The following is a 4,851-nucleotide window of genomic DNA, read 5'->3' on the forward strand; positions in this document are numbered from 1 at the left end:
CCTGTTGTTTTGGAAGGGTTGGAACCGCCCAGTTTCTCGTGTTCGCTTTACACGAAATTATCCGATTTTTAACACCTACATGTGAAAAATTTTGGGCACAGGGATATGGAAACAAGCAAGTCCCACCATCACCAGGAATAAGCCAAACATTTGGGAGCTAATATTGAATATATGGGCCCGAGGAAAATACCCGAAATAAACCCTTTTTCGGAAAAAGGGAGCATATAAAGCCAGTTCGATCCTCATGTGCTAAATATATACATTTTTTAGTATTTAAAAATAATACAAGAATTGGTGATGTATCGAATTTGAAGGATAACGGTAAAAGAGGAAACATATTAACTCAAGTTCGAGTTCCAGCTAATTTGCTTGAATTAATTGATAAGTTGATAGAGAAGGGTGTTTTTCAGAGTAGAACCGATTTCTTACTTCAATCCATAAGACTTCTGATCTCAAGGTATTTTCCTGAGAGCGTTGTGAAGACCACTATAAATCGAGCTTTGAGAGTTAAGACTACCACTAAGGCTTATTCGCGAATCTTAAGTGAGGGAGAGCGTACAGAAATTGCTGAGTTTTTCGCAGGTATGGATGCATTGGAGGTTTCTATGTGGAGCAGAGAGCGCCTCTGATTCTTGTGGATACAGACATCTTTGTGGTTGATGAAATTTTTACTAGAGACGAGAGACATGATGTTAATGCCCGGTTCCTAGAAACCTTGAAGTTTGAGAGTAGAGTAACAACAGTTTACAACGTTCTAGAGTTCTGTGGTACAGTTGCAACCGCTTTAAAAAGAAATGCAGAAAAGTATTTTGTGGATTTTCATGAGAAGAAGGGAGTCAAAATACTGTATCCTAAACTTGAAGGAGACTACCTCCCATTCTCCGAATTTATAGAAAAGGTTCTAGAGAGAATAACCAGAGGGATGAGGCACGGCAACGCAAAAATTTTAACAATATCTGAAGAAAATTATGTGAACACAATTGTTACATGGAACAAAAAACACTACGAAGGCAAAACAGATCTGGATGATATATCAACGGTTGCTGCGCTCAATGCAAAAGAGGATCCTAGTTATGGCTTCCAGCTCTACCAAAGATTTCACTATGTGGTGGCGGGTCCATGGTGGGATCTTGTGTCTTGGATAACATTCCATATAATATACTATAACGGAGTAGTGCTCCAAACTTGTCCTCGTACTGGTGTTAACTACATTACTGATAGTACAACTCTCGCTGCCTACGTCGATTTCATGTGGTGGTACAACGCTAATGTGGGATTTGGCAACTGGGTATGGGTAGGTTATGATTGAACCAACATATGTATCACTGATATTCAGGGAACTCTTTAACGGTTATGTTAAGCGCTCAACATAAACGGCCTGATTTATAGTCTCCACCAATGGAAATGTTGAGATGTGTGATATAAGTACTCACACTACAAGGGATTCAAAGCTCCGAATAACTTTGCAAGAATCTAAGAGATATGGGTAATGCCTAGTTGAACTAACACTGGTTATTTATATAATAAAAACTGAAAAGTCCATTCCCCCCTTTTTTTAAAGGGTGATTGGCATCCATCCCCCCTTTTAGGGTTATAGTATCTATACTGTTAATTTGAGTATTATGATGAGGATGGTTGATTTGGATTATACGAAAAAGGATAATATATGATATGGATATTAACAATAAAGGAGGTATACATGTGTATTCTAGCTTATCTACTGGTACGAAACTAAATGTTATTGTATGCGTGATAATCGGCTCAGCAGGTATGGTTATTGGATTACATTATTTGGATATTCTGATTAATCCCCCATTGTTAAGTTTCCAACTGGATTGGCTGGTGGTAGCCTCGGCAATAGTCTTCATACTTATGGGTGTCTATTTTTCCTATAGTGCTATTCAGCTTATTAGAAAAGGAAGGGTAAATAAATAGTTCCAGCTAAGAGTTGAGTTAAAGCATCTCCATTTTTTTGAGGTAATATAAAAATTATCTGACTTGTTTTAGGGTTTCTTCTAGTTTTTGAATAGCTTTTTCTATGTCTTCATGTCTTGTTCCTATTGCCGCATTCATTGTCATGTAAGCTGTGGGGTACTTATCCACACATGATCCGTAGTCTGCTGGTCCCAGTGCTCTTGGTCCGGTTACTCGCAGATTGTATAGGGCGCCGCCCACTTTTTTAGGGTCTCTGTTGGTAATGGTCATTGCGCAGGCTATAGGGTTATACACTTGGAGCACTCTTTCCTCGTATTCCTCTGCGATTTTATTGAGGTTTTCTTCCAGATATTTTCGGTTTTGCTCCTGTTCATCCCTAAGTTTTTCGTAGTTTTTAATCCCTAAAGCTAGTATTGCGGCTAAGAACTGAGTTGCAGGTGCTGCTGTAGCCCTTCCCGCGTACTGCTCGCTAATCTCATTTATGATTTCTGGTTCTGGCGCCGAGACTATTGCTCCCCCTATCGGTGTAAGAAAATTCTTGTCAGTGCTTTGTACCACAGCATCTACACGCCCAGCATCCACCGCAGATCTAATCTTCCTCATGATTTCCCTACTTTGAACCCCATAAGCGTTGTTAATCACATGTGGAATATCATGTTCTCTCGCAATTTTAGCTATTTCCTTCACATCATCTGGTTCCCGGGGTGGGAAAAACGTGGTGGTTGACAGAATTGCAACTGTTTCCTTATTTATTGCCTCTGCCACCTTTTCGGGGGGAACGATTACCGCGTCGCCTTTCAATTCGCCCTCGATGATTCTTGTTTCTAGGCCGATGAGTTCTATGGCTTTTAGGGGTGATTTGTGATCAATTCTGGGATGAATAACGTATTTTCCCTTTCTCTTCTGTCTCATTGCAGATATTGTTAGACCGATGGACATTCCTGTGGGCAAAGGAAGCAGTAAGGAATGTTTCAAGTTGGGGGCTCCAAATCTTTGGATAGCATCTGAAGCTAGCTTGTTTACCATAGTGTACATTATTGAAGCCCCTGGTGCTTTGGGTTGAGCGGCGTATATTTCGCCACTGCGACCTATTCCGTGGCAAAAATCTGCTGCCAGTCCTGAAACTAGTGGTGAGGCTACTCTGGCCTCTCTCTCACCCACTCTCGCAGCCTGGGGGTCCTTGTCGGTATCCATCATGGAGAGAATTGTGAGTAGGAGTCTTATTTGGGAGTCGCTCCATCCCTCTTCCGGTATCTTTCTTTGTTCGAATAATATGCGTAAAGGGTCGAGTTGAGATTCTAGAACAATGGTCCCTCTTTCCAGCATGTTTTGGGGAATTAAACCCTTCATATATTTTTTGATTAGATCCCTCAAATTAAGTCCTCTCTTAAACTTTGCGTTGTTTAAGCTTTCTAATAAATACGGTTTCGCCTTTCGAAACTGGTTTTTCGAACTTGATTATTACTGCGCCTTTTCCGCCGAAGGGGGAAATCACTTTTCCTCGTGTTTCTTTTTCTGTGAAAGCCTCTTCATTTAGTAGTTTCTCGGCACCATATATGGTTTCTGCTAAACCTACTACAATGCTGCCCTTGGGATGAACCGGTGTTTTAACTGCACCCTTCTTCGTTTTTTCAGTAAAGAATTCTATTTTGCCGGGGAAAGCATCGGTAACTTTTCCGCTTCCCGCAATTCTCAGTATTGTGGGGGGTAAATCAAGTCGAGAAACTAAAAGAGGTGTGTTCTCCTCAGCGACAACGCTTTCTCCAAGCCTGAAAAGAGCTTCGAAGGTTTCTCCACTTTTCACCTCTTCTAAGAGTAGTTTTTTCTGCTCGAGCCTTTTAAAGGGGATTATTGTGGCAGGTACTGTGGGCATTCCCACGGTTAAGTGTATTTGCACGCCTGGATGGAGAGGATATTTAAACAGCTTATTCATTTGAATTCGTCCAATCAACTGATTGGTTACTTTTAGGGTACCCGGCGTGCCAGCATAGAATCCACGAAATATTTTCTCTGGTTCAGGACCGGTAACGCTTATGCCAACTCGGTCCCCTGCCTGAGCCTCTTCTCTTGATTCTCTGAAGCTTTGTATTGATCTCACCTTTGTTATCTGTTTTAGGGGCATGATTTCAATCTCGTCTCCAACCGCAACTTTACCACGGTGAACGGTACCGGTCATAACTGTTCCAGCACCCTTTATGTGGAAAGAGTGGTCTATAGGCATCTTGAAGGGTCCTTCTGTTTCTCGTTTTGGCGGTGTCAGAATATCTTTAAGAGCGTTTTCGAGATCCTCTATTCCTGCACCGGTAATCGCGGAAACTGGAATTATGGGAGCCCCCTCTAGGGCAGTATCCTTAAGAACATTTTTAGTCTGTTTTTTTACCGTCTCAAGTTTGTTTTTCTCAACTAAATCCATTTTACTTAACGCTACCACTACTTTGGTTATTCCGAAGCTTTGGAGAATTATAATATGCTCACCCGTTTGGATTTTTGGTCCTTCATCCGCCGCTACCACTAGTATTGCGGCATCAATGATGTTCGCCCCAGCTACAACGCTTCTGATAAGCTCTGCGTGGCCCGGAGCGTCGACCAGAGTCACTAAATAACCATTTAAGTGGAAGGATGTGAATCCCAGATCGATGGAGATTCCCCGCTCCTGAGCTTGGGGATGCTTGTCCAGACCCGCAGTGGAGACAACCTCACTCAGGGCTCTAGCCACTTCTGTTTTGCCATGATCTATATGACCCATAAGACCCACATTAACCGGAATAGCGTCAGCCACAAAGCAATCCTCCCATTAACAATCTACGGAAATTCTAATATTCGGATTTTAAGGATACATCACGGGATTTATTCGGATTCTGTCCTGGTCACTAAAACTTAACATATCTTTACATGGAGACATGGTAGGTTAGTTTT

The 4,851-nt window shown here is 41.8% G+C and carries 5 protein-coding genes; 3 read left to right on the forward strand and 2 right to left on the reverse strand.

Translation table 11 applies throughout. The features are described from left to right. Positions 1-308: 308 nt before the first annotated feature. The 3 genes from ACUVXA_RS16450 (at position 309) to ACUVXA_RS16460 (ending at position 1,935) form a co-directional block, all read left to right on the forward strand. Positions 309-629 (forward strand): ribbon-helix-helix domain-containing protein, encoded by a 321-nt coding sequence (locus ACUVXA_RS16450; RefSeq protein ID WP_445872373.1) that lies wholly within the window; start codon positions 309-311, stop codon positions 627-629. Then, the gene (locus ACUVXA_RS16455) at positions 608-1,309 is read left to right on the forward strand and encodes a hypothetical protein (RefSeq protein ID WP_445872374.1); all 702 of its coding nucleotides are present in this window, start codon (positions 608-610) and stop codon (positions 1,307-1,309) included. The genes ACUVXA_RS16450 and ACUVXA_RS16455 overlap by 22 nt, the downstream gene beginning before the upstream one ends. 392 nt (positions 1,310-1,701) lie before the next feature. Then, entirely contained in the window at positions 1,702-1,935 is a 234-nt protein-coding gene (locus ACUVXA_RS16460; protein ID WP_445872375.1) for a hypothetical protein, read from the forward strand. 54 nt (positions 1,936-1,989) lie between these two features. Here ACUVXA_RS16460 and spcS read toward each other — a convergent pair whose 3' ends face one another. Both spcS and selB read right to left on the reverse strand, forming a co-directional pair. Beyond that, positions 1,990-3,309: an O-phosphoseryl-tRNA(Sec) selenium transferase gene (gene spcS, locus ACUVXA_RS16465; RefSeq protein ID WP_445872376.1), complete on the reverse strand. Its 1,320-nt coding sequence runs from the start codon at positions 3,307-3,309 to the stop codon at positions 1,990-1,992. 13 nt (positions 3,310-3,322) lie between these two features. After that, on the reverse strand, positions 3,323-4,714 hold the full coding sequence (gene selB / locus ACUVXA_RS16470) for a selenocysteine-specific translation elongation factor (RefSeq protein ID WP_445872377.1): 1,392 nt from the start codon (positions 4,712-4,714) through the stop codon (positions 3,323-3,325). Positions 4,715-4,851: the final 137 nt, after the last annotated feature.

Source organism: Candidatus Jordarchaeum sp., from assembly GCF_052745115.1.